The 20,861-nt window shown below is 67.2% G+C and carries 14 protein-coding genes, 1 tRNA gene and 1 pseudogene; 1 reads left to right on the plus strand and 15 read right to left on the minus strand.

Going from position 1 to position 20,861, the window contains the following annotated elements; translation table 11 throughout:
• From ABZT49_RS04915 to ABZT49_RS04980, 14 genes are all read right to left on the minus strand, one after another.
• The coding region (locus ABZT49_RS04915) for a GTP-binding protein (RefSeq protein WP_251730786.1) at positions 1 to 97 on the minus strand (97 nt) is incomplete at its 3' end.
• 102 nt (positions 98 to 199) lie between these two features.
• Complete coding sequence (gene fusA, locus ABZT49_RS04920) at positions 200 to 2,275, minus strand: elongation factor G (RefSeq protein ID WP_355283807.1); 2,076 nt, start codon at positions 2,273 to 2,275, stop codon at positions 200 to 202.
• 57 nt (positions 2,276 to 2,332) lie between these two features.
• Entirely contained in the window at positions 2,333 to 2,803 is a 471-nt protein-coding gene (rpsG, locus tag ABZT49_RS04925) for a 30S ribosomal protein S7 (RefSeq protein WP_093571353.1), read from the minus strand.
• 115 nt (positions 2,804 to 2,918) lie between these two features.
• Entirely contained in the window at positions 2,919 to 3,290 is a 372-nt protein-coding gene (gene rpsL, locus ABZT49_RS04930) for a 30S ribosomal protein S12 (protein ID WP_048429408.1), read from the minus strand.
• A gap of 453 nt (positions 3,291 to 3,743) precedes the next feature.
• Complete coding sequence (gene rpoC / locus ABZT49_RS04935; RefSeq protein ID WP_355283812.1) at positions 3,744 to 7,949, minus strand: DNA-directed RNA polymerase subunit beta'; 4,206 nt, start codon at positions 7,947 to 7,949, stop codon at positions 3,744 to 3,746.
• A gap of 132 nt (positions 7,950 to 8,081) precedes the next feature.
• Positions 8,082 to 12,206 (minus strand): DNA-directed RNA polymerase subunit beta, encoded by a 4,125-nt coding sequence (gene rpoB, locus ABZT49_RS04940; protein WP_355283815.1) that lies wholly within the window; start codon positions 12,204 to 12,206, stop codon positions 8,082 to 8,084.
• Between the two features lie 360 nt (positions 12,207 to 12,566).
• The gene (gene rplL, locus ABZT49_RS04945) at positions 12,567 to 12,944 is read right to left on the minus strand and encodes a 50S ribosomal protein L7/L12 (protein WP_093571356.1); all 378 of its coding nucleotides are present in this window, start codon (positions 12,942 to 12,944) and stop codon (positions 12,567 to 12,569) included.
• Positions 12,945 to 12,995: 51 nt separating this feature from the next.
• Complete coding sequence (rplJ, locus tag ABZT49_RS04950) at positions 12,996 to 13,529, minus strand: 50S ribosomal protein L10 (protein WP_109973755.1); 534 nt, start codon at positions 13,527 to 13,529, stop codon at positions 12,996 to 12,998.
• 556 nt (positions 13,530 to 14,085) lie between these two features.
• Positions 14,086 to 15,699, minus strand: coding sequence for a B12-binding domain-containing radical SAM protein (locus ABZT49_RS04955; protein WP_355283818.1), 1,614 nt, complete (start codon positions 15,697 to 15,699; stop codon positions 14,086 to 14,088).
• 187 nt (positions 15,700 to 15,886) lie between these two features.
• Positions 15,887 to 16,594, minus strand: a complete 708-nt coding sequence (gene rplA, locus ABZT49_RS04960) for a 50S ribosomal protein L1 (protein WP_355283820.1) — start codon at positions 16,592 to 16,594, stop codon at positions 15,887 to 15,889.
• Between the two features lie 12 nt (positions 16,595 to 16,606).
• Positions 16,607 to 17,056, minus strand: a complete 450-nt coding sequence (gene rplK / locus ABZT49_RS04965) for a 50S ribosomal protein L11 (RefSeq protein WP_093571360.1) — start codon at positions 17,054 to 17,056, stop codon at positions 16,607 to 16,609.
• A 179-nt stretch (positions 17,057 to 17,235) separates the two neighbouring features.
• On the minus strand, positions 17,236 to 17,769 hold the full coding sequence (gene nusG / locus ABZT49_RS04970; RefSeq protein ID WP_093571362.1) for a transcription termination/antitermination protein NusG: 534 nt from the start codon (positions 17,767 to 17,769) through the stop codon (positions 17,236 to 17,238).
• A 65-nt stretch (positions 17,770 to 17,834) separates the two neighbouring features.
• Complete coding sequence (secE, locus tag ABZT49_RS04975) at positions 17,835 to 18,143, minus strand: preprotein translocase subunit SecE (protein ID WP_093571361.1); 309 nt, start codon at positions 18,141 to 18,143, stop codon at positions 17,835 to 17,837.
• A 196-nt stretch (positions 18,144 to 18,339) separates the two neighbouring features.
• Positions 18,340 to 18,416: transfer RNA gene (locus tag ABZT49_RS04980), tRNA-Trp, on the minus strand.
• Positions 18,417 to 18,678: 262 nt separating this feature from the next.
• Here ABZT49_RS04980 and ABZT49_RS04985 point away from each other — a divergent pair.
• On the plus strand, positions 18,679 to 20,364 hold the full coding sequence (locus ABZT49_RS04985; protein ID WP_355283824.1) for a methyl-accepting chemotaxis protein: 1,686 nt from the start codon (positions 18,679 to 18,681) through the stop codon (positions 20,362 to 20,364).
• A gap of 400 nt (positions 20,365 to 20,764) precedes the next feature.
• Here ABZT49_RS04985 and ABZT49_RS04990 read toward each other — a convergent pair.
• Positions 20,765 to 20,861: pseudogene (locus tag ABZT49_RS04990) on the minus strand (elongation factor Tu); the annotation flags it as partial.

The raw sequence follows: 20,861 nt of genomic DNA on the forward strand, positions 1-20,861 counted from the left end.
TGATCGCCGCGGTCAGCGAGGTCTTGCCATGGTCAACGTGACCGATGGTGCCGATGTTGCAGTGCGGCTTCGTCCGCGAAAACTTTTCCTTGGCCATCGCCAAAACTCCGTCGATCGAATGCGTGCGTTTAGTCTTGAAGTGGTGCCCGCCGTGGCGGGCACCGAAGCTGCGAGCGAGCCTGAGATCAGGCCCCACTCATCAGGCGTACTTGGCAACCACCTTCTCGGCCTCGCCGCGCGGGACCTCTTCGTAGTGGTCGAACTGCATCGTGAAGTTCGCGCGACCCTGGGTGAAGGAGCGCAGCTGGTTCACGTATCCGAACATGTTGGCGAGCGGCACCATCGCGTTGATGACGTTCGCGTTGCCGCGCATGTCCTGGCCCTGGATCTGGCCGCGCCGGGAGTTCAGGTCGCCGATCACCGAACCGGTATAGTCCTCCGGGGTCACGACCTCGACCTTCATCACCGGCTCGAGCAGCACCGAACCGCCCTTCTGCAGGGCCTCGCGGAGCGCCGCCCGCGAGGCGATCTCGAAGGCCAGCGCCGAGGAGTCGACCTCGTGGTAGGCGCCGTCGATCAGCTCCACCTTGATGTCGACCACCGGGAAGCCCGCCAGGATGCCGGCGGTCAGCACGCTGTTGAGGCCCTTCTCGACGCCCGGGATGTACTCCTTGGGCACCGAGCCGCCGACGATCTTCGACTCGAACGCGTAGCCGGCACCCGGCTCGTTCGGCTCGACCACGAACTTCACCCGCGCGAACTGACCGGTACCACCGGTCTGCTTCTTGTGGGTGTAGTCGATCTCGGTCCGTTTGGTCAGCTTCTCCCGGTACGCCACCTGCGGCTGGCCGATATTGGCCTCCACCTTGTAGGTGCGCTTCAGGATGTCGACCTTGATGTCGAGGTGGAGCTCGCCCATCCCCTTCAGGATGGTCTGGCCCGATTCCTGGTCCGTGGAGACCCGGAAGGACGGATCCTCGGCAGCAAGCTTCGAAAGCGCGATGCCGAGCTTCTCCTGGTCCGCCTTGGACTTGGGCTCGACGGCGATCTCGATGACCGGCTCCGGGAACTCCATCTTCTCGAGGATCACGGCCTTGACCGGATCGCACAGCGTGTCGCCGGTGCGGGTGTCCTTGAGACCCGCGAGCGCCACGATGTCTCCGGCGAAAGCTTCCTTGATGTCCTCGCGGTTGTTCGCGTGCATCAGGAGCATGCGGCCGACCCGCTCCTTCTTGTCGCGGGTCGAGTTGATGACGTTCGCGCCCGAGTCGATCTTGCCCGAATACACGCGGCAGAAGGTGATCGTGCCGACGTGGGGATCGTCCATGATCTTGAAGGCGAGCATGGAGAAGGGATCGGAGTCGAGCGGGCGGCGGACCACCTCTTCCTCGGTCTTGAAGTCGATGCCCTTGATCTCGCCGCGGTCGGCGGGAGACGGCAGGTAATCGACGACGCCGTCGAGCAGGGGCTGCACGCCCTTGTTCTTGAACGCCGAGCCGCACATCACCGGGTGGAAGGCGCGGCGCTGCACCGCGGTCCTCACCAGCTTGCGCATGGTGTCCTCATCCGGCTCGGTGCCGTCGAGGTAAGCGGCCATCGCGTCGTCGTCCATCTCGACGCAGGCCTCGACGAGCTTGGTGCGGTACTCCGCAGCCTGGTCGGCGAGGTCGGCCGGGATCTCCTCCTCGGAGTAGTTGGCGCCGAGCGCCTCACCCGACCACACGATCGCCTTCATCTTGATCAGGTCGATCACGCCCTTGAAGGAGCTCTCGGCGCCGATCGGCAGCTGCAGGCAGACCGGCTTACCGGCCACGCGGTCGATGATGTCGTCGACGCACTTGAAGAAGTCGGCGCCGATCTTGTCCATCTTGTTGACGAACACGATGCGCGGCACGTCGTACTTGTCGGCCTGGCGCCACACCGTCTCGGTCTGCGGCTCGACGCCCTGGTTGCCGTCGAGCACGCAGACGGCGCCGTCGAGCACGCGGAGCGAGCGCTCCACCTCGATGGTGAAGTCGACGTGGCCGGGGGTGTCGATGATGTTCAGGCGCTTGTCGCGCCAGAAGCAGGTGGTCGCAGCCGAGGTGATCGTGATGCCACGCTCCTGCTCCTGCTCCATCCAGTCCATGGTGGCGGCGCCCTCATGGACCTCGCCGATCTTGTGGGACTTGCCGGTGTAGTAGAGGATCCGCTCGGTCGTCGTGGTCTTGCCGGCATCGATGTGGGCCATGATGCCGAAGTTGCGGTAGTCCTCGATCGCATGCGTGCGGGGCATCGGGGGGCTCCTGAAGAAGGGGGCCGCCGCACCCGGAGGGCGGCGGCGAGGCAGCGTTTACCAGCGATAGTGCGAGAACGCGCGGTTGGCCTCGGCCATCCGGTGGGTGTCCTCGCGCTTCTTCACGGCGTTGCCGCGGTTGTTGGCGGCGTCGAGCAGCTCGGCCGAGAGACGCTCGACCATGGTGCGGTCGTTGCGCGAGCGGGCGGCTTGGATCAGCCAGCGGATCGCCAGCGCCTGGCGGCGCTCGGTGCGGACCTCGACCGGGACCTGGTAGGTCGCGCCGCCGACGCGGCGGGAGCGGACCTCGATCGCCGGGGCGACGTTGTCGAGGGCGGCGCGGAACACCTCGATCGGGTTCGCCTTGGCGCGGGCCTCGATGATGTCGAACGCGCCGTAGACGATGCTCTCGGCGACCGACTTCTTGCCCTCGTACATCACCGAGTTCATGAACTTGGTGAGGACGATGTCGCCGTACTTGGCGTCGGGGATGATCTCGCGCTTCTCGGCGCTGTGGCGGCGGGACATCGCTCGCTCCGTTTATGGTCTAAAAATCAACTGTTGTGCCCCACGCAGGCCGCCTGAGCCAAAGGCCGGCGACATCCTTGCGGGACAGGCGATAGAGGTACTGGTCCGCGTCGACTTACTTCGGACGCTTAGCGCCGTACTTCGATCGACGCTGCTTGCGGTTCTTGACGCCCTGGGTGTCGAGAACGCCGCGCAGGATGTGGTAGCGCACGCCCGGAAGATCCTTCACGCGGCCGCCGCGGATCATCACCACGGAGTGCTCCTGAAGGTTGTGACCCTCGCCCGGGATGTAGCCGATGACCTCGAAGCCGTTGGTCAGGCGCACCTTGGCGACCTTGCGGAGCGCCGAGTTCGGCTTCTTCGGGGTCGTGGTGTAGACGCGGGTGCAGACGCCGCGCTTCTGCGGGCAGGCATCGAGAGCCGGCACCTTGTTGCGGGCCTTCTGCGCCTTCCGCGGATTGGCGATCAGCTGGTTGATCGTCGGCATGCCATTCCTCTCGCAACGCATCGCCGTCCTGGCGACCGTCGTTTCGCAAAATCTCGTCTGAACGACCGTCGCTTCGGGTGAGAAGCGCAACGCAAATCGCGCCCCAGGCTGAAAACCAGCCTTTGGCGCGCCATGCGAGCAGAGGACCACCAGGGGACGAGCCCCAGCGATCATGCCGGTCTGACACGTGTCAGTCGCTTGAAGTTCGGTCGCGTTTAGGAGACTTGGATCGAGGCACGAAGGCACGTCGATCAGCTGTCGCCTACGGCCAGCCGTTCAGTAGGAGGGGCTATTACGGGCTCGTCCCGCCTCCGTCAAGCGGAAACTTTCCTTTAAAGCTTGGCTGCTTACGCGAAAAGGCCGGCGTCCCCGGAAGGGAACGCCGGCCTTTGTCATCGGGTCCGGTGGGCGCATGCGCCCGCCGTTCAGAACCAACGTCGCGGGCCCCCTGCCCTACTCGGCAGCTGGGAGGTGCTCGGCCACCGCCGCGCCGCTCTCGGCCGACTTCTGGGCCATGATCAGCCCGTCGCGCCGGCGCGCGATCGACTTGATGTCGGAGATCATCGCGCCGGTACCCGCCGGGATCAGCGAGCCGACGATGACGTTCTCCTTCAGGCCCTCGAGGTTATCGACCTTGCCGTTGACCGCCGCCTCGGTGAGGACGCGGGTGGTCTCCTGGAACGAGGCCGCCGAGATGAACGAGCGGGTCTGCAGCGAGGCCTTCGTGATGCCGAGCAGGACGGGAACGCCCTGGATCGGCTTCTTGCCCTCGGCGAGCAGCTTCTCGTTGAACTCCGCCAGCTCCATCCGGTCGATCTGATCGCCGGTCAGGATCTCGGAATCCCCGCCGTCGGTGATCTCCACCTTCTGCAGCATCTGCCGGACGATGACCTCGATGTGCTTGTCGTTGATCGACACGCCCTGCAGCCGGTAGACCTCCTGGATCTCGTTGACGAGGTAGGCGGCGAGCTCCTCGACGCCCTTGATCGCCAGGATGTCGTGCGGCGCCGGGTTGCCGTCGACGATGAAGTCGCCGAGCTCGACGACGTCGCCGTCCTGCAGGTGGATGTGCTTGCCCTTCGGGATCAGGTACTCCACCGGCTCGGAGCCGTCATGCGGGGTCAGGCTCAGGCGGCGCTTGTTCTTGTAGTCGCGCCCGAACGAGATCGTGCCGGACTTCTCGGCGATGATCGCTGCGTCCTTCGGCCGGCGCGCCTCGAACAGCTCGGCCACCCGCGGCAGACCGCCGGTGATGTCGCGGGTCTTGGCGCTCTCGGTCGAGACGCGGGCGAGGATGTCGCCGGCCTTGACCCGGGTGCCCGGATCGACGCCGATGATCGCCTCGACCGGCAGGAGCGAGCGCGCGTCCGAGCCGCGCGGCAGCTTCTGCACCCGGCCGTTCTGGTCGTGAACCGCGATCGCCGGACGCAGGTCCGCCGTCCGCGCCGAGCCGCGCCAGTCGATGACGACGCGCTTGGCGATGCCCGTCGACTCGTCGGTCGTCTCGGTGATCGACTGACCGTCGATCAGGTCCTCGTAGGCCACGATGCCGTCGATCTCGGTCAGGATCGGCCTCGTGTAGGGGTCCCACTCGGCGATGCGCTGGCCGCGCTTGATCGCGTCGCCCTCGTCGACGCGGACGCGGGCGCCGTATTGCAGGCGGTGCACCGCCCGCTCGGTGCCGTCCGGCCCGACGATCACCACCGCCACGTTGCGACCGATGGCGATCAGGTCGCCGTCCGAGTTGCGGGCGAGACCGCGGTTGCGGATCCTCACCGTGCCCTCGAAGCTCGACTCGATGAAGGACGAGTCGGCGATCTGGGCCGCGCCGCCGATGTGGAAGGTGCGCATCGTGAGCTGGGTGCCCGGCTCGCCGATCGACTGCGCCGCGATGACGCCGACAGCCTCCCCCATGTTGACGGGCGTGCCGCGGGCGAGGTCGCGCCCGTAGCAGGTGGCGCAGACGCCGTTCCGGGTCGCGCAGACCAGGACCGAGCGGATCTTCACCTCCTGGATGCCGGCCTTGGTGATCGGCTCGAGGTGCTTCTCCTCGATCGTCTCACCCTTGGCGACGATGATCGTGCCGTCATTGGCGACCAGGTCCTCGGCCGTGGCGCGGCCGAGGATGCGGGTCGCCAGCGAGGCCACGACCTGGCCGGCATCGATGATCGCGCGCATCCGGATGCCGCTCTCGGTACCGCAATCCACTTCGCGGATCACCGCGTCCTGGGCCACGTCGACGAGGCGGCGGGTCAGGTAACCGGAGTTGGCGGTCTTGAGCGCGGTGTCGGCGAGGCCCTTGCGGGCGCCGTGCGTCGAGTTGAAGTACTCGAGCACGTCCAGGCCTTCCTTGAAGTTCGAGATGATCGGGGTCTCGATGATCTCGCCCGAGGGCTTGGCCATCAGACCGCGCATCGCCGCGAGCTGCTTCATCTGGGCCGGCGAGCCACGGGCACCGGAGTGGCTCATCATGTAGATCGAGTTGACCTGCTTGTCGGCGCCGTGCTCGTCCTTCTGCACGGACGAGATGCGGTTCATCATCTCGCCGGCGAGACGGTCGGAGCACTTGGCCCAGGCGTCCACGACCTTGTTGTACTTCTCGCCCTGGGTGATCAGGCCGTCCTGGTACTGCTGCTCGTAATCCTTCACGAGCGAACGGGTCTCGTCGACGATCGACCACTTGTTGTCCGGCACCACCATGTCGTCCTTGCCGAACGAGATGCCGGCGCGGAAGGCGTGGATGAAGCCGAGACCCATGATCCGGTCGCAGAAGATCACCGACTCCTTCTGACCGCAATGGCGGTAGACGGTGTCGATCATCGCCGAGATCTCCTTCTTCGTCATCAGCTTGTTGACGACGTCGAAGGGGACGCGCTTGTGGCGCGGCAGCACGCTCGACAGGATCACGCGGCCCGGCGTGGTGTCGTAGATCCGGGAGACCTCGTTTCCGTCCGAGTCGAGGCCCTTCCAGCGCCACTTGATCTTGGTGTGCAGCGTGACGGTGCGGGCCGCGAGCGCGTGCTCGAGCTCGCCGAAATTGCCGAACACGCCCTTCATCGGGTTCTTCGGATCGTTCGGCTTGTGCTCACCCGGTGAGCCGTCGGCGACGATCGACAGGTAGTACAGGCCAAGCACGATGTCCTGCGACGGCACGATGATCGGCGCGCCGTTCGCCGGGTGCAGGATGTTGTTCGTCGACATCATCAGGACGCGCGCTTCCAGCTGCGCCTCGAGCGACAGCGGGACGTGCACGGCCATCTGGTCGCCGTCGAAGTCGGCGTTGAACGCAGCGCAGACCAGCGGGTGCAGCTGGATCGCCTTGCCCTCGATCAGCTTCGGCTCGAAGGCCTGGATGCCGAGGCGGTGCAGCGTCGGCGCCCGGTTCAGCATCACCGGGTGCTCGCGGATCACCTCGTCCAGGATGTCCCAGACCTCCGGCTTCTCCTTCTCGACGAGCTTCTTCGCCTGCTTCACCGTGGCCGAGAAGCCCTTGGCGTCGAGGCGCGCGTAGATGAACGGCTTGAACAGCTCGAGCGCCATCTTCTTCGGCAGCCCGCACTGGTGCAGCTTCAGCTCCGGGCCGACCACGATGACCGAGCGGCCGGAATAGTCGACGCGCTTGCCGAGCAGGTTCTGGCGGAACCGGCCCTGCTTGCCCTTCAGCATGTCGGCGAGCGACTTCAGCGGGCGCTTGTTGGCGCCCGTGATGACGCGGCCGCGCCGCCCGTTGTCGAACAGCGCGTCGACCGCCTCCTGCAGCATCCGCTTCTCGTTGCGGATGATGATGTCCGGCGCGCGCAGCTCGATCAGCCGCTTGAGGCGGTTGTTGCGGTTGATGACGCGGCGATAGAGGTCGTTGAGGTCGGAGGTCGCGAAGCGGCCGCCGTCGAGCGGGACCAGCGGGCGCAGGTCCGGCGGGATCACCGGCACGACGGTCAGGATCATCCACTCGGGCCGGTTGCCCGACATCTGGAACGCCTCGATGATCTTGAGGCGCTTGAGCAGCTTCTTGGGCTTCAGCTCGGAGGTGGTGGTGGCGATCTCCTCGCGCAGGTCGGCCGCGATCTTGTCGAGGTCGAGCTCCTGCAGGATGCGCCGGATCGCCTCCGCGCCGATCATGGCGGTGAACGAATCCTCGCCGTACTCCTCCTGCGCGCGCAGGTACTCTTCCTCGCTGAGGAGCTGACGCTCCTTCAGGGGGGTGAGGCCCGGCTCGATGGTGACGTAGGACTCGAAGTACAGGATGCGCTCGAGATCCTTGAGCGCCATGTCGAGAAGCAGGCCGATGCGGCTCGGCAGTGACTTCAGGAACCAGATATGGGCGACGGGCGCCGCGAGCTCGATATGGCCCATGCGGTCGCGACGGACGCGCGCGAGGGTGACCTCGACGCCGCACTTCTCACAGATCACGCCCTTGTACTTCATCCGCTTGTACTTACCGCACAAGCACTCGTAATCCTTGATCGGCCCGAAGATCCGGGCGCAGAACAAGCCGTCACGCTCCGGCTTGAACGTCCGATAGTTGATGGTCTCGGGCTTCTTGATCTCGCCGTAGGACCAGGACAGGATCTTCTCAGGCGACGAGATCGAGATCTTGATCTGGTCGAAGCTCTGAGGCTGAGCCTGCTGGTTGAAAAGATTCATGACCTCTTGGTTCATGATCTGCTCCTTGGCTGACGGGGCGCCGCGAAGGGCCGGGCCGGGACCGCCGTCTGATGAAACGGGTTTCGGCGGCCGGGGCCCTCGCGATGAGGGCCCCGCCGCCGTCGTCAGGATGGGATCGGGACGAGCTTACTCGGCCGCCTCCGGGGGCGCCTCGAGCTGGTCGTTCGCCGCGCGCTTGGAGGACAGCAGCTCGACGTTGAGGCCGAGCGACCGCATCTCCTTCACCAGTACGTTGAAGCTCTCCGGGATGCCCGCCTCGAAGGTGTCGTCGCCGCGCACGATGGCCTCGTAGACCTTGGTGCGGCCAGCGACGTCGTCGGACTTCACCGTCAGCATCTCCTGCAGCGTGTAGGCGGCGCCGTAGGCCTCGAGGGCCCACACCTCCATCTCGCCGAAGCGCTGACCGCCGAACTGCGCCTTGCCGCCGAGCGGCTGCTGGGTGACGAGCGAGTACGGACCGATCGAGCGCGCGTGGATCTTGTCGTCCACCAGGTGGTGCAGCTTCAGCATGTAGATGTAGCCGACCGTGACCTTGCGGTCGAAGGGCTCGCCGGTGCGCCCGTCATAGAGCGTCGACTGGCCCGACCGGTCGAGACCCGCCATCTCCAGCATCGTCTCGATGTCGGCTTCCTTGGCGCCGTTGAACACCGGGGTGGCCATCGGGACGCCGCGGCGCAGGTTGTTGCCGACCTCGGCGAGATCCTGGTCGGTCAGGCCGGCCAGCTCGGTCTCGCTGTAGATCGCCTTCATGCGCTCGCGCAGGGGCTCGATGTCGTGGGTGCGAAGATACGCGTCCACGGCCTGCGAGACCTGACGGCCCAAGCCCGCGGCGGCCCAGCCCAGATGCGTCTCGAGGATCTGGCCGACATTCATCCGGCTCGGCACGCCGAGGGGGTTGAGCACGATGTCGGCGTGAGTGCCGTCCTCCAGGAACGGCATGTCCTCGATCGGCACGATGCGCGAGACCACGCCCTTGTTGCCGTGCCGGCCCGCCATCTTGTCGCCGGGCTGGATCTTGCGCTTCACCGCCACGAAGACCTTGACCATCTTCATGACGCCCGGGGGCAATTCATCGCCGCGCTGCAGCTTCTCGACCTTGTCGAGGAAGCGCTGCTCGAGGCGCTTCTTCGACTCATCGTACTGCTTCTGCATCGCCTCCATCTCGGTCATGAGACGGTCTTCGACGACGGCGAACTGCCACCATTGCGAGCGGGGGTAATCCGCCAGGAGCTCACGGGTGAGCGTGGTCTCCTTCTTGAAGCCCTTCGGGCCGGCGACCGGCGACTGGCCGACCAAGAGGTCGCCCAGACGCGCGTAGGTGTTGCGGTCGAGGATCGCCTGCTCGTCGTCGCGGTCCTTGGCGAGACGCTCGATCTCCTCGCGCTCGATCGCCTGGGCGCGCTCGTCCTTGTCGACGCCGTGGCGGTTGAACACCCGGACCTCGACGATCGTGCCGGTGACGCCCGGCGGCACCCGCAACGAGGTGTCGCGCACGTCCGAGGCCTTCTCGCCGAAGATGGCGCGGAGCAGCTTCTCCTCCGGCGTCATCGGGCTCTCGCCCTTCGGGGTGATCTTGCCGACCAGGATGTCGCCCGCGTGGACCTCGGCGCCGATATAGACGATGCCGGCCTCGTCGAGATTCTTGAGCGCCTCCTCCGAGACGTTCGGGATGTCGCGGGTGATCTCCTCCGGCCCGAGCTTGGTGTCGCGGGCCATCACCTCGAATTCCTCGATGTGAATCGAGGTGAACACATCATCCTTCACGATCCGCTCGGAGAGCAGGATCGAGTCCTCGAAGTTGTAGCCGTTCCACGGCATGAACGCGACGAGCACGTTGCGGCCGAGCGCCAGCTCGCCGAACTCGGTCGAGGGACCGTCAGCGATGATGTCACCCTTCTTCACCACGTCGCCGACGCGCACGAGCGGCTTCTGGGTGATGCAGGTCGACTGGTTCGAGCGCTGGAACTTCTGCAGCCGGTAGATGTCGACGCCGGGCTTCGAGGCGTCGGCCTCGTCGGTGGCGCGGATGACGATACGGGTCGCGTCGACCTGGTCGATGATGCCCGCGCGCCGGGCACCGATGGCGGCGCCCGAATCCCGCGCGACCACCGCCTCCATGCCGGTGCCGACGAAGGGCGCGTCGGCGCGAACCAGCGGCACCGCCTGGCGCTGCATGTTCGAGCCCATCAGCGCGCGGTTGGCGTCGTCGTTCTCGAGGAACGGGATCAGCGCCGCGGCGACCGACACGAGCTGCTTCGGCGACACGTCCATCAGGTCGACCCGCTCGGGGCCGACGACGATCACCTCGCCCGCCCGCCGGCAGACCACCAGGTCCTCCGTGAGCTTGCGGTTCTCGTCCATCTGCGCGTTGGCCTGGGCGACGTGGTACTTCGCCTCCTCCATCGCCGACAGGTAGGCGACCTCGTCCGTGACCACGCCGTCGCGTACGCGGCGGAACGGGGTCTCGATGAAGCCGTACTTGTTGACCCGCGCGAAGGTGGCGAGCGAGTTGATCAGGCCGATATTCGGGCCTTCCGGCGTCTCGATCGGGCAAATGCGGCCGTAATGCGTCGGGTGCACGTCGCGCACCTCGAAGCCGGCGCGCTCGCGGGTCAGACCGCCCGGGCCGAGGGCCGAGAGGCGGCGCTTGTGCGTCACCTCGGAGAGCGGGTTGGTCTGGTCCATGAACTGCGACAGCTGCGACGAGCCGAAGAACTCGCGCACCGCGGCCGCCGCGGGCTTCGCGTTGATCAGGTCCTGCGGCATCACGGTGTCGATGTCGACCGACGACATCCGCTCCTTGATGGCGCGCTCCATGCGCAGGAGGCCCAGCCGGTACTGGTTCTCCATCAGCTCGCCGACCGAGCGCACCCGGCGGTTGCCGAGGTGGTCGATGTCGTCGATCTCGCCCTTGCCGTCGCGCAGGTCGACCAGCGCCTTGACGACCGCCAGCATGTCCTCGCGGCGCAGCGTCCGCACTGTGTCGGCCGCGTCGAGGTCGAGGCGCATGTTCATCTTCACGCGGCCGACGGCCGAGAGGTCGTAGCGCTCCGCGTCGAAGAACAGCGAGTGGAACATCGCCTCGGCGGTGTCGAGGGTCGGCGGCTCGCCCGGACGCATTACCCGGTAGATGTCGAACAGCGCGCCCTCGCGGGCCGAGTTCTTGTCGACCGCAAGCGTGTTGCGGATGTAGGGACCGATATTGACGTGGTCGATGTCGAGGACCGGGATCTCCTCGATACCGACATCGGTCAGGCCCTTGAGGACCTTCTCGCTGATCTCGTCGCCGGCCTCGGCATAGATCTCGCCGGTCTTGTAGTTGACCATGTCCTCGGCGATGTACTGGCCGATCAGGTCCTCGTCGGTGGCGCGCAGGGCCTTCACGCCCTTCTCGGCGATCTGCCGGGCGGCACGCGCGGTCAGCTTCTTGCCGGCCTCGAGCACCACCTCGCCCGAATCGGCGTCGATCAGGTCGGTCGAGGCCTTGAAGCCCTTCAGCCGCTCGGCGTCGTAGGGCACGCGCCAATCGTGCCCGTCGCGGCTATACGCGACGCGGTTGTAGAAGGTCGACAGGATCTCCTCGCCGTCCAGGCCGAGCGCGAAGAGCAGCGAGGTGACGGGGATCTTGCGCTTGCGGTCGATGCGCGCGTGCACGATGTCCTTGGCGTCGAACTCGACGTCGAGCCAGGAGCCGCGATACGGGATGATGCGCGCCGCGAACAGGAGCTTGCCCGAGGAGTGGGTCTTGCCCTTGTCGTGGTCGAAGAACACGCCCGGCGAGCGGTGCATCTGGGAGACGATGACGCGCTCGGTGCCGTTGACGATGAAGGTGCCGTTCTCCGTCATCAGGGGCATGTCGCCCATGTAGACGTCCTGCTCCTTGATGTCCTTGACCGACTTGGCGCCGGTATCGGGATCGACGTCGAACACGATCAGCCGCAGGGTCACCTTCAGCGGGGCCGCAAAGGTGATGCCGCGCTGGCGGCACTCGTCGACGTCGTATTTCGGCTGCTCGAAGGTGTACTTGACGAACTCGAGAAGCGCGGTCGAGGAGAAGTCGGAGATCGGGAAGACGGACTTGAAGACCGATTGCAGCCCCTCGTCGGCGCGGCCGCCTTCGGGCTCGTCCACCATCAGGAACTGGTCGTAGGACGCCTTCTGGACCTCGATGAGGTTCGGCATCTCGGCGACTTCCCGAATCTTGCCGAAGAACTTGCGAATGCGCTTGCGACCGACCAGCGTGTTGGCCATGGGTTGACCTCGCTCCTCATCCACCGCTTATACGGCCCCGGTGGGACGCCGGCCGAATCGCGCCGGCATCAGACCTGCCTGGAACCGCGCGGACCGCCCGTGCACCGGCCGCCCGCAACCCTTGAAAACCTATATGGTGATCCGTACCCCGGATCCCGAGGGGGTGCGCCAAGTGTCCCTCATGAAACTCCCGATCACCATCGTCGCTCGCGTGTGGCCACGTCGGCGCAGCGGGAGTTTCATGAGAAGCACGTGAAGCGACCATAGCCCGCGAGCGCGAGGCCCGCGGGCTGGTGGCCCCGGACCGCGGCCGAAGCCTGCGTCCGGAGCACGAGGCGGGCCGGACGGCCCGCCATCGCCTTACTTGAGCTCGACCTTGGCGCCGGCCTTCTCGAGCTGGGCCTTGAGCTTGGCGGCGTCGTCCTTGGACACGCCCTCCTTGATCGGCTTCGGAGCGCCCTCGACCAGGTCCTTGGCCTCCTTGAGGCCGAGGCCGGTGATCGCGCGGACCTCCTTGATGACCTCGATCTTCTTGTCGCCGGCCGAAGCCAGGACAACGGTGAACTCGGTCTGCTCCTCGGCGGCCGGGGCAGCGGCACCACCGGCCGGGCCGGCGGCGACGGCGACGGCGGCAGCGGCCGAGACGCCCCACTTCTCCTCGAGCATCTTCGCGAGCTCGGCAGCCTCGAGAACGGTCAGCGAGGACAGGTCGTCGACGAGCTTGGCAAGATCAGCCATTTTTCACTTCCTGATGTTGTCGGTTTGAACGGTTTGGTCTCGAACAGCCGGTCAGGCCGCTTCGTCGGTCTGGGCGTCGCCGGTCTTGGCATAAGCCCCGAACACGCGCGCGAGCTTGGCAGCCGGCGCGTTGACGACCTGAGCGATCTTGGTCGCGGGAGCCTGAACCAGGCCCACGATCTTGGCGCGCAGTTCGTCGAGGGACGGCAGCGAGGCCAGGGCCTTCACGCCGTCCGGGTTCAGGGCGGTCGTCCCCATGGCTCCGCCGAGGATGACCAGCTTCTCGTTGGCCTTGGCGAAGTCCACCGCCACCTTGGCGGCCGCGACCGGATCGCTCGAATAGGCGAGCAGGGTCGGGCCCTTCAGGAGGGGCTGAATGGAGGCGACGTCCGTGCCTTCGAGAGCGATGTTGGCGAGGCGGTTCTTCGCGACCTTCACGGTGGCGCCGGCCTGCTTCATCTGCGAGCGCAGCTTCTGCATGTCGGCGACCGTGAGGCCCTTGTAGTGGGCCACGACGACGACGGAGGTGTTCGTGAACACCCCGTTGAGCGTCGCGACGAGATCAGCTTTTGCTGCTCTGTCCACCTTGGCTCTCTCCGGTTGGCGGAACCCGGATGGGCCCCGCCGGTTGCAGTTGCCGCCCAGGATGAGCCGGGGCCTTACGAGAAGACCGCGACGTCCTGAACGACGCTTCACGGCCCTGCCCCCGATGCCAAGGACCTGACGGCCCCTCGCCTCGGGCGAGATGGTTCAAACCGACGCCCCGCCGGCCTGGTGAGCCATGGGGGCGGTGAAACTCGGTCTTCCCCGTCTGTGCAGGCTTTGCGGTTTAAGCCGGCGGATGCCGGCGCCTGCAGTCTCGGACAGGACATGGCCGGACGGGGCGCGAGGGGTTGCCCCCTGAACCCTTCCGGCCACTTTGGTCACCCGGTCGCCCAGGGACCTCTCTCCAGGATCGGCCGGGCGGCCGAATCCTTTCGATCTCGGAAACGTGGAGCCGGGTCTATAGCGGCGTGCAAGCGGCCTGCCAAGTGCTTGGATGGAGGAAATTCGGTCGCAGGGGCCGATTTCCCGTCAGAGCCTCCGGCTCACGCCACGTGCTGGGCTCTTCGGCTCACGCCGCTTGCCGGGCTCCTCTGGCTCACGCCGCTTGCCGGGCCCCTCCCCTCGCGGCGGCCTCCGCCTTCGCCTTGTCCTGCGCGGCGTAGAACGAGGCGTTGTGCTCGCCCCGGAGAGCCTCGCGTGTGAAGCGGATCAGGTGGTGGGCGACGAAGCCCATGTTGAATACCGCCTCGATCTGCCCGCGCTTGAGGGCGTAGGCCGCGGCGCGCCAGAACGGCTTGCGGTAGTCGGAGAACAGCCCGACCCGGGTGACGATGTTGAAGCCGAGGATCAGCCCGCGGCGCAGGTTGGTCAGGGTCAGCTTGCCCGCGGTCGGCGTGGTGATCCGGTGCGGGTAGGTCACGTCGCACTGGCGCTTGAAGCGCTCGAACAGCTGCTCGGGCGAGTAGGCGTGGGCGATGGCCCGGCGCCAGGACTTCACCACGTCGTCGTGCGGGCGCTTGAACAGCACGTTCGATTCGAGGCTGGCATCGTGGACGAGCCGGCCCTCCCGCTCCAGCCGGTCCCAGAGCGGGGTCTTGGGCAGGGCCTGGAGCAGGTTGATGGTGAGGACCGGAATCGCCGACCGGTCGATGAAGTCGATCAGGTTCTGCTCGGACTTGTCGGTGTCGCTGTCGAGCCCGAGGATGATGCCGGAGGTCACCTCCAGCCCGTAGGAGTTCAGGGTCTCGATCGCCTCGTACATCGGCACGGCGGCGTTGTGGGTCTTGTCGATGCCCTTGAGCGCCTCGGCCTCCGGGGTCTCGATGCCGACGAACACCGTCATGAAATTGGCCTGGCGCATCAGCTCGAGGATCTCGGGCTGCTTGGCCATGTTCAGCGTCGCCTCGCAGGCGAACTGGAGCGGATAGTTCTTCCGCTTCTGCCACTCCACGAGGTGGGGCAGCATCTCCCGCGTCGCCTTGCGGTTGCCGATGAAGTTGTCGTCGACGAAGTAGACCACCGCCGGGTGGGATGCTTGCGCCACGATGGCGTCGAGCTCGGCGCAGAGCTGCTCGGGGGTCTTCAGGCGCGGCTGGCGGCCGTAGAGCTGCGGGATGTCGCAGAACTCGCAGCGATACGGGCAGCCGGAGGAGAATTGCAGCGAGCCGATCAGGTAGCGCTTGAGCGGCACGCGCTCGTAAGCCGGGGCCGGGAAGTCGGACAGGGCGAGGCGATCCGTGGTCTCGAACCGCTCAGGCTCGGCGGGTACGGCCACCGTCTCGTCGAGGCGCCGGATCAGCGCGTCGGTGGCGTCGCCGATCTCGCCGATGTGGAGGTAGTCGAAGTCGGGGTACTTCTCCGGCGCGCCGGAGACCGAGGGACCGCCGAGCACCGCGACCTTGCCGGCGGCATGCGCCCGGCGGCCGATCTCGTGGATCTGGCCTTCCTGGATGTGCATGCCCGACACGAACACCGCGTCGGCCCAGGCGAAGTCCTCGGGGCTGGCCCGAGCGATGTTCTCGTCGATGAATCGGACCTCCCATGCCTCCGGCATGTAGGCGGCGATCACCAGGAGCCCTTGCGGCGGCATGAAGGCCTTCACGCCGCCCATCAGCGGATAGGCGTGCGAGAAGGTGCCGAAGGACGGCGTGTAGGCGGGGAAGACGCAGAGGATGCGTCGCGAGGAGGAGACCGGGACGGTGCTGCGCATGGTGCCCTATCTAGCACAGCGTCGCCGGAAGGCTGCCCCGCCGCGTCGGGTTTTCGCCGCGCTGCGGGAGTGCGCCGGACATCGTGATGCCGTTGCGTGAGATCCTGGTCTCGCGCTCCAACGCGAAGCGCCCGGTCCGTCGCCGGACCGGGCGCTTCGTTTCGTCATCGCGACAGTCGCGTCGGCGTCAGGCGCCGGCGGCGACCAGCACGCTCGAGGGATCGACCTTCACGCCCGGGCCCATCGTCGAGGAGACGGCGATGCGCTGGATGTAGGTGCCCTTGGCGCCGGCGGGCTTCGCCTTGGCGACCGCGTCGGCGAAGGCGCGGATGTTCTCGACGATCTTCTGCTCGTCGAACGAGACCTTGCCGATACCGGCGTGAACGATGCCCGCCTTCTCGACGCGGAACTCGACCGAGCCGCCCTTGGCGCCGGCGACGGCGCCCTTCACGTCCATGGTGACGGTGCCGACCTTCGGGTTCGGCATCAGGCCGCGCGGGCCCAGCACCTTACCCAGGCGGCCGACCAGCGGCATCATGTCCGGGGTGGCGATGCAGCGATCGAAGTCGATCGTGCCGCCCTGGATCGTCTCGAGCAGGTCCTCGGCCCCGACGATGTCGGCGCCGGCGGCCCGGGCCTCGTCGGCCTTCGGGCCGCGGGCGAACACCGCCACCCGCACGGTCCGGCCGGAGCCGTTCGGCAGGTTGCAGACGCCGCGGACCATCTGGTCGGCGTGGCGGGGGTCGACGCCGAGATTCATCGAGACCTCGAAGGTCTCGTCGAACTTGGCGGTGGACCGCTCCTTGATCAGCTTCACCGCCTCGTCGAGCGGATAGAGCTTGGTGACCGCGATGCCCTCGCGGGCGGAGCGGATGCGCTTGCCTGTCTTTGCCATGTCGCCCTCCCCTTACGCGGTGATCTCGAGACCCATGGCGCGGGCGGAGCCGCGGATCATGGCGACGGCGGAATCGACCGAATCGCAGTTCAGGTCGGGCATCTTCTTCTCGGCGATCTCGCGGATCTGCGCCTCGGAGACCTTGCCGGCGGGCGCGCCCTTGCCGGGGGTCTTCGAGCCGGAGGCCGGCTTCTTGCCGATCTTCAGGCCGGCGGCCTTCTTGAGGAAGAAGGAGACCGGGGGCTGCTTCATCTCGAAGGTGAAGGAGCGGTCCTGATACGCGGTGATGATCACCGGGATCGGGGTGCCCTTCTCGATCTGCGAGGTCTTCGCGTTGAAGGCCTTGCAGAATTCCATGATGTTGAGGCCGCGCTGACCGAGCGCGGGACCGATCGGCGGCGACGGATTGGCGGCGCCGGCCGGGACCTGAAGCTTCACGTAGCCCGTGATCTTCTTCGCCATGGGACTGCTCCCAGAATAGCCCTATCTTCGAGGGCGGTTGCAGGTCGCGGTGCGGCCCGGGCTCCCGGAGGCGTTCCCGGGCGGGCCTTCCGCGGGTGAGAGGCAGCTTTTTCGGGAGCGGCGATCACGAGGCGTGTCGCCACGCCCCGTGCGGCTCCCGAAAAATCCGCCGGTGACGATCAGAGCTTCTCGACCTGACCGTATTCGAGCTCGACCGGGGTCGCCCGGCCGAAGATGGAGACCGCCACCTTGAGGCGGGAGCGGCTCTCGTCGACTTCCTCGACGACGCCGTTGAAGGACGCGAAGGGGCCGTCCGCGACGCGGACCTGCTCGCCGACCTCGTAAGCGATCGAGGCCTTCGGGCGATCGGTGCCTTCCTGGACCTGGCCCTTGATGCGCTCGGCCTCGGCGTCCGGAATCGGCACCGGCTTCGACTTGTCGGCCCCGAGGAAGCCCGTGACCTTCGGGGTGTTCTTGATGAGGTGGTAGACCTCGTCGGTGAGGTCGCACTTCACCAGCACGTAGCCGGGGAAGAACTTGCGCTCGGCGTCGACCTTGCGGCCGCGGCGCACCTCCACGACTTTCTCGGTCGGGACCATGACCTCGTCGAACTTCTCCGTCAGGCCGCGCTGCGCCGCCTGGTCCTTGATCGACTGCGCGACCTTGTTCTCGAAGTTCGAATAGGCGTGGACGATGTACCAGCGCTTCGACACGGCGTTCACTCCAATCCGGCGGCGGCCCCGTCGCGGGCCGGCATCTGCCGGGTCTTTCAGCTCGATCAGGCCCCGATGCCCAGCACCAGCGTCACGGCGTAACGCAGGACCTGGTCGACGACGGTGAAGAACACGCTCGCCACCACCACCATGACGAACACCATCAGGGTGGTGACCAGGGTCTCCTTGCGGGTCGGCCAGGTGACCTTCCGGCCCTCGTCGCGCACCTGCTGCAGGAACTCGAACGGGCCAACGCGCTTCTGCGCCGGACGCGCGGGCGGCGTCGGCGAGGCACCGCCGCCACGGGTCGGCGGGGTGCTGCGGGAGGCGTTGCGCCCGAGGTCCATCTTCTTCGTCGCTTCGTTCGATGCCATGGCTCGGACAACCGATGCGCTCGAAACCAACGGCGGCAGGCAGGCTGAAGGATCACCCCCGGCCCGCATCGCCGCCTGTTCGATCTGGGATGGGCGCAGCGTCTAGCGCAGTTGCCTGCGCTTGTCGACTCGCCCGGACGGATTGTTACGGAGGTCTGCCGGCTTTCGCTGGAGGCTCCGGTCGGCTCGCGGTCCCTGGCAGGAGTGGAGGGACTCGAACCCCCAACCCCCGGTTTTGGAGACCGGTGCTCTGACCAGTTGAGCTACACTCCTGCAGCGCCGCGGCGCGACCGCTCTCTAGCCGGATCCCCAGCCCGGATGCAAGCGGAATGTTGCCGGGCCCCGACCACCTCCTCCCGTGCCGCCCCGCCCTGCGGCCAAGCGCGAACGTACCGCCCTGCAACGTGAACACGTATCTCTAAGGTAACTTAAGCGAATACCTTCACAAAACTGAAATTAATTATTTTTCAACAAAAATAGCAAACAATAATCAGTATTGAAATAAAATTCAGCCGTATAACAGGGGTGCATTATCATGCTGCACAGATTCTCGATTCGCGCCAAGCTGGTCGGCAGCTTCGCGGTGATGCTCGTGGTGATGGCCGCGCTGGCGGGCCTGGCGTTCCACCAGGCGCGCATCCTGCAGGATGCGGTGGCGGAGCTGCGTCAGGTCGCCCTGCCGGCGACCCAGGCACTCGGCCGGATCCAGGCCCTGACCCTGCGCATCCGCGTCAATGGCGGCCGCCTGATCTCGGCCGGCACCGACCGGCAGCGCGCGGAAGCCGCGGCCTCGATGCGCCAGCGCACCGCGGAGCTGGCGCGCGAGCGCGAGGCTTACGCCCACCTGCCGGCCTCGGCCGCGATGCAGGGCCTCTCGGCGACCTTCGACCGGCAGTGGCAGGCCTATCTCGGCCTCCAGGCCGACGCCCTGCGGCGCGCCGGGGCCGGCGACACGGCCGGCGCGCTCGAACTCTACAACACCACGATGTCCGACGCGATCCGCGACGTGGTCGCCACCTTGGTCGAGCTCGTCGACCGCAACAAGGCGACGGCGGCCGAGAGCGGTCGCGCGGCGCAGGCCGCCTACGACCGCACGCAGAGCCAGCTCCTGGCCTTCCTGGCGGTCGCGGCGGCTCTCGCCTTCGGTGCCGCCCTGATGCTGATCCTCGAGGTGAGCCGGCCGCTCGGGCGGATGACCGCCGCGATGCACCGCCTCTCCGCCGGCGACATGGCGGCGCCGGTGCCCTCGGTCGAGCGCCGCGACGAGGTCGGGGCGATGGGCCGGGCCGTGCAGGTGTTCAAGGACAGCATGATCCGCGCCGCCGCGCTCGAGGCCGAGCAGGCCCGGATGCGGGCCGACGGCGAGGCGCAGCGCCGGCAGATGATGCGCGAGATGGCCGACGGGTTCGAGGGCGTGGTCGGCGGCATCGTCGCCTCGGTGACCGCCGCCGCGACCGAGCTTCAGGCCACCGCCCAGGCGATGACCGCCACGGCCACCGAGACCGCCGGCCAGTCGACCGCGGTCGCGGCGGCGGCCGAGGAAGCGGCGGCGAATGTCGGCGCGGTGGCGGCCGCCGCCGAGGAGATGGGGGCGAGCGTGCAGGAGATCGGCCGTCAGGTCGCCGGGACCGCCGGCCTCGCCCGGGCCGCGGTCGCGGAGGCCGGCCAGACCGCCGCCCTGGTGCAGGACCTGACCCGGGGTGCGGCGAAGATCGGCGACGTGCTGGGCCTCATCTCGTCGATCGCCGATCAGACCAATCTGCTCGCGCTCAACGCCACGATCGAGGCGGCCCGCGCAGGCGCGGCGGGCCGCGGCTTCGCGGTGGTGGCGGCCGAGGTGAAGGAACTCGCCGGCCAGACCGCCCGGGCGACCGGCGAGATCTCAGGGCAGATCGGCGAGATCCGGGCCGCGACCGACCAGGCGGTGGCGGCGATCGGCGGCATCGTGGCGCGGATCCGGGAGATCAGCGATGTCGCCGGCGCGCTCGCCGCCGCGGTGGACCAGCAGGACGCGACGACGCAGGAGATCGTCCGCAACGTCTCGCAGGCGGCGATCGGGGCGGGCGAGGTCACGCACAATATCGCCGGGGTCGCCGGGGCCGCGGAGGAGACCGGGCATGCGGCGCATCACCTGCTCGCCGCGGCCTCGGAGCTGTCGCGGCACTCGCATCATCTCGACGCGGAGGTCGGGCGGTTCCTGTCGGGGGTGCGGGCCGCGTGAGGGCGGGCAGGAATCCGCACCAGGCGTCCGGTAAGCCCCTCCCAGTCGCGACCTCATCCTGAGGTGTCGGTCGATCGGAGATCGACCGACCTCGAAGGAGGCCTCCAGAAGCCGGCACGATCCCTGGAGCCCTCCTTCGAGGCTGCTAAGCAGATTTCGCAAAAGTGGTTGCCGGTTTTGCGGCAAAAATCTGCGACAAAACGAGAGCCTAAGCGGACGAAGCGTTGGCCTGCCAACGCAAGTCTGCTTACGCAGCACCTCAGGATGAGGTCATGGGTGGGATCGGGTGTTGGTCCCGCCGAGTGAGGTTCGACAATGTGAAAGGGGCGGGCGCCACACGGCGCCCGCCCCTCGTCTTTGCCCGGAGCCGCTCCCGGCTCCGGACCGATGATCGTCCGATTTACTCGGTGATGGAGGCGACGACGCCGGCGCCGACGGTGCGGCCGCCCTCGCGGATGGCGAAGCGCAGCTTCTCCTCCATCGCGATCGGCACGATC

This window comes from Methylobacterium sp. EM32 (assembly GCF_040593685.1).
Classification (GTDB): domain Bacteria; phylum Pseudomonadota; class Alphaproteobacteria; order Rhizobiales; family Beijerinckiaceae; genus Methylobacterium.

Coding starts and splice junctions, on each gene's coding strand:
- fusA (WP_355283807.1), bottom strand. CDS start 2,275: ATGCCCCGCACGCATGCGATCGAGGACTACCGCAACTTCGGCATCATG.
- rpsG (WP_093571353.1), bottom strand. CDS start 2,803: ATGTCCCGCCGCCACAGCGCCGAGAAGCGCGAGATCATCCCCGACGCC.
- rpsL (WP_048429408.1), bottom strand. CDS start 3,290: ATGCCGACGATCAACCAGCTGATCGCCAATCCGCGGAAGGCGCAGAAG.
- rpoC (WP_355283812.1), bottom strand. CDS start 7,949: ATGAACCAAGAGGTCATGAATCTTTTCAACCAGCAGGCTCAGCCTCAG.
- rpoB (WP_355283815.1), bottom strand. CDS start 12,206: ATGGCCAACACGCTGGTCGGTCGCAAGCGCATTCGCAAGTTCTTCGGC.
- rplL (WP_093571356.1), bottom strand. CDS start 12,944: ATGGCTGATCTTGCCAAGCTCGTCGACGACCTGTCCTCGCTGACCGTT.
- ABZT49_RS04955 (WP_355283818.1), bottom strand. CDS start 15,699: ATGCGCAGCACCGTCCCGGTCTCCTCCTCGCGACGCATCCTCTGCGTC.
- rplA (WP_355283820.1), bottom strand. CDS start 16,594: ATGGCAAAGACAGGCAAGCGCATCCGCTCCGCCCGCGAGGGCATCGCG.
- rplK (WP_093571360.1), bottom strand. CDS start 17,056: ATGGCGAAGAAGATCACGGGCTACGTGAAGCTTCAGGTCCCGGCCGGC.
- secE (WP_093571361.1), bottom strand. CDS start 18,143: ATGGCATCGAACGAAGCGACGAAGAAGATGGACCTCGGGCGCAACGCC.
- ABZT49_RS04985 (WP_355283824.1), top strand. CDS start 18,679: ATGCTGCACAGATTCTCGATTCGCGCCAAGCTGGTCGGCAGCTTCGCG.